The 2,924-nt window shown below is 27.1% G+C and carries 2 protein-coding genes; one reads left to right on the top strand and one right to left on the bottom strand.

Translation table 11 applies throughout. The features are described 5' to 3' along the window. The coding region (locus AB1Z17_RS09455; protein ID WP_368051558.1) for a TonB-dependent receptor at positions 1-2,529 on the top strand (2,529 nt) is incomplete at its 5' end. Between the two features lie 46 nt (positions 2,530-2,575). Here the strand turns inward: AB1Z17_RS09455 and AB1Z17_RS09450 are convergent. After that, positions 2,576-2,924: tetratricopeptide repeat protein (locus AB1Z17_RS09450; protein WP_368051557.1), on the bottom strand; the 349-nt coding region annotated here is incomplete at its 5' end.

Raw genomic sequence — 2,924 nt, 5'->3', positions numbered from 1 at the left:
AAATACACATCCACTGGAGAAGGCGGAAAATTTGATATTTCTGGTTTTAAAGAAGGTACTTATATGCTTCAAATTTATTTAATGACCTATCAAGCCAATCAGCAAACTTTAAATTTTACTAAAAATGAGCGAGATTTAGGTGAAATTATATTAAAAAAGGATGTAAATCAGTTAGATGAAATTACAATAAATGCAATTGTGCCAATAAAAATTAAACAGGATACTGTTGCTTTTAATACAAAAGCATTTAAAGTAAAACAAGATGATAATGTTGGAGATTTAATTAAAAAATTGCCAGGTATTCAAATTGGAACGGATGGTAAAGTGAGTGCTCAGGGTGAAGATGTTACTAAAATTTTAGTAGATGGTAAAGAGTTTTTTAATAATGACCAAACTATTGCACTTCAAAATTTAAATGCAGATGCTATTAAAAGTGTTCAAATTATAGATGAAGAAAGTGATGATACCAGAACCACAGGTATAAAAGATGGAGAGAAAAGTAAAATTATTAACCTGGTTTTAAAAGAAGGTAAAAAGTCTGGATATTTTGGAAAAATAGGAGCAGGGATTGGAACAAATGATAGATATACTTCAGATTTTGATTTAAACAGATTTACGGCAAATACGCAATTAGCACTTTTTGGAAAACTAAATAATATTAATAATACTGGAGCTACAGTTTTTAGACGCGATGGAAGTAGAGGTGGAAATAGTGGTTTTTTAACTACTGGAACTGCTGGAGCAAATTACAATTACGAGTTTAAAAAAGATTTAAATTTTAATTTAGATTACCACTTTGGGTATTCAGACAGAGAAGAAGAAGAAGAGTCAGAGAGAACGCAATTTACACAGGATAAGTCATTTACTACTGAGAGAAATAATGACAGTCAAAATATTTCGAACAACCATAATGTTAATTTTAGTTTAAGAGATAGATCTGTAGAAGGTAAGTATTTAGAATTTAGAGGAAGTTTTAAAAACGATAATCGCGAATCTGATAGTAACAGTACAACAGCTTTTTTTGATGAAAATAATAATTTAGACGCAAATAGCGAAAGAACTACAAGAAGTGAAGATGAAAGAAATAATGGAAACTTAAGATTTTCTTATCGAAAAAAGTTAAATGAAAAAGGTAGAAATCTAAGAGTTAGAAGTGGTATTTCTTTTTCAGATAATAAAGATATGAATTTTCAAAATTCAACAAATGTATCTGATGTAACAAGTTCTTTTGAGTCAAATGAAATTACAACTAAAGATGAAAAAAATAAATCGTTGAATTACAATGTTTCATTTAGATATATGGAACCAATTGTAGCGCATCATTTAATTAGTTTTTCATCAAGTATAAACAATAATAATAACGATGAAAGTGTTGATCAAAGAAAAACAATTAATGAAATTTCTCAAAATCCATTTATCTATCAGTTAGACTATAACAAACAAGTGTATAACAATCAATTAGGTTATGTATTTAGTCAAGACAAAATACAAGTTTATTTATCGGGTTCTTTAGAAACAATGAACCAAAAATTAGATGTGGATAATGCTGCTTTTATAGATAATAATTATACTAATTTTTTACCAAGAGCAACGGTAAGTTACGAGTATAAAAAAGGGAAAAGACTGCGATTAAGGTATAATAAAGAAACAGAATTGCCTAGTTCTAATCAAGTTACACCAATTACAAACGATTTTAACCCACTATATATTTCTGTGGGAAATAGTAATCTAACTCCCGAAAAAAATGATAATTTCAATATCATGTTTTATTCTCATGAATTTAAAAAAGCTACAAGCTTCTTTTCGTTTTTAGGATATACAAAAACTACAAATACCATTATATCTAGCAGAAGTATAGATGAAAATTACGTTACAAAAACTACTTTTGAAAATTATGGATCAAAAGAAAGTTTTAGAGGACATTTAAACTTAAGTAAAAAAATTAGTGCCATTGGTTTAAGATATAATTTAAGGCTTGGAGGAAATATTAATGACTATACAACAATTATAGATAATGGTTATAACGAAACAAACAGTAAAAGTTGGAATTTTGGGTTGAGTTTAAGCAATGAAAATAAAAACAAAGTAGATTTAACTATTGGTGCAAATTACGATTTTAATAAAACCACTTATTCGTTGCAAGACAAAGACAGGGATTATTTAAAACAAAACTATTACACTAAATTCGATTGGGATTTAACAAATAGCTTAACCTTTAATACACAATTTGATTTCTCTTTATATACAGATAATAATTTTGATTCTCAAAGTGTTCCAATTTGGAATTTAGGCTTTGATTACGCTTTCTTAAAAGGAAAACGAGGTAATTTAAAATTACAAGTTTTTGATATTTTAGACAAAGATTTAGGGATTGTTAGAAACAGTTCTGATAGTTATTTTGAAGAAACTATTCAGAAAAACTTAGGAACCTACGCAATGTTAAGTTTTACATATAGTTTAAAACCACCAACTGGAAAAGGCAGTAAAAGAGGTGGTGGAGAAAGAAGAGGCAGAAGAATGCATCATTAATTATTGTTGAATTTTTTATATTTATTTGATTGTTTAAAAAAGGAAGTTATTCTTTTTTATCATATTTTTCAACAAACCTTTTTGCATTTCTATTTCCAGAATCTATAGCTAAAGATTTTTTATAGTATGAAATAGCTTCTAAGGTATCTCCACTTACTTTTAATGCATCCGCATAGCTATCATATACATTAGAACTATTTGGATATAATTCCATATTAATTTTAAAAATATGAAGTGCTTGTTTGTAATTTTTATCACGTAATTCTTTATATCCTAAACTATTAAAGTTATTTTCATTTAAGCTGGAATCTAAAGAATCTATTTTTTTAATTTTTAAATAGCCTTCCATGGCCTTTTCAAAATTATTATTTTTTAAATATTCACTTGGAATTTTT

This window comes from Lutibacter sp. (assembly GCF_040883305.1).
GTDB lineage: Bacteria > Bacteroidota > Bacteroidia > Flavobacteriales > Flavobacteriaceae > Lutibacter.
This window is presented reverse-complemented; position numbering and strand designations above follow the sequence as displayed.